At 60.8% G+C, this 1269-nt stretch carries 1 protein-coding gene; it reads right to left on the bottom strand.

Going from position 1 to position 1269, the window contains the following annotated elements; all coding sequences use genetic code 11:
* The coding region (locus R4P70_RS32595) for an AMP-binding protein (protein WP_317833844.1) at positions 1 to 1139 on the bottom strand (1139 nt) is incomplete at its 3' end.
* Positions 1140 to 1269 lie beyond the last annotated feature (130 nt).

Below are 1269 nucleotides of genomic sequence, written 5' to 3'. Positions count from 1 at the left end.
ACACCAACCCGCGACTCACACCCCAAAACCACCGCAAAAGCAGCAGCCACCACCAACTCCGAAGCAGAACCAGGCGCCCGAAACACCCGCACACCGAAAACAGGCTCCGGCAACGCCTTCCGATCCAACTTCCCCGCACTCGACAACGGGAACTCGTCAACAACAACCACCACATCCGGAACCATGTACGACGGAAGCACCAACCCCACCGCAGCCCGCGCCCCCACCGAATCCACCGAAACTTCCGCATCGACCGAGGACCCAGCCGTCACATACCCGACCAGACGACTCCCCCCATGCACCACCACCACAGCACCAGAAACACCCGGCAACGCACCCAACGCCGACTCGATCTCACCGAGCTCGATCCGCACCCCACGAATCTTCACCTGAAAATCCGACCGACCCAAATACACCAAAGACCCAGCAGCACTCCACAACACACGATCACCCGTGCGATACATCCGAGCACCCACCACAAACGGATTCGCCACAAACCGATCCGACGTCAAATCCGGACGCCGATGATAACCACGAGCCAACTGCGCACCATCGAGATACAACTCACCCGCAACACCCACCGGCACCGGACGCAACCGCGAATCCAACACATACCCACGCGTATTCCACACCGGCGTCCCGATCGGCACCACCCCCGACACCGAACCCACAATCCGATGCGCCGTCGTCGTAATCGCCGCCTCCGTCGGACCATACGTGTTATGCACCGCAGCCGACGTCAACGAACCCAACGCCACCGCAAGCTCCGGCGACAACTCCTCACCACCGGCAAACAAATGCCGCAACGAACCCAACGCACCACCAAAACCATCAGCCACCAACGCCGCAAGCACCGACGGAACGAACTCCGCCACCGAAATCGCATGCTCGACCATCACACCCGCAAGATAATCCAACTCACGATGCCCACCCGGCCGCGTCACCACCAACCGCGCACCCACCGTCAACGGCAAAAACGACTCCCACACCGACACATCGAACGTGAACGGCGCACGCGCCATCACCCGATCATCAGCACCCACCCCGTACTCCCCAGCCAACCACGCCAACTGATTGACAATCGCCCCATGACTGACCGACACCCCCTTCGGCCGACCCGTCGAACCCGACGTGAACATCACATACGCCGCATTACCCGACCGCAACGGCGCAACCCGATCACCATCAGAAACCCGACCACCCGAAAACCCACCCACATCAAGACCATCGAGAACAACAACATCCACACCCACAGGCAACACACCCACA

The sequence above is a fragment of the Rhodococcus sp. IEGM 1241 genome (genome assembly GCF_033142365.1).
GTDB lineage: Bacteria > Actinomycetota > Actinomycetes > Mycobacteriales > Mycobacteriaceae > Rhodococcus_F > Rhodococcus_F erythropolis.
This window is presented reverse-complemented; position numbering and strand designations above follow the sequence as displayed.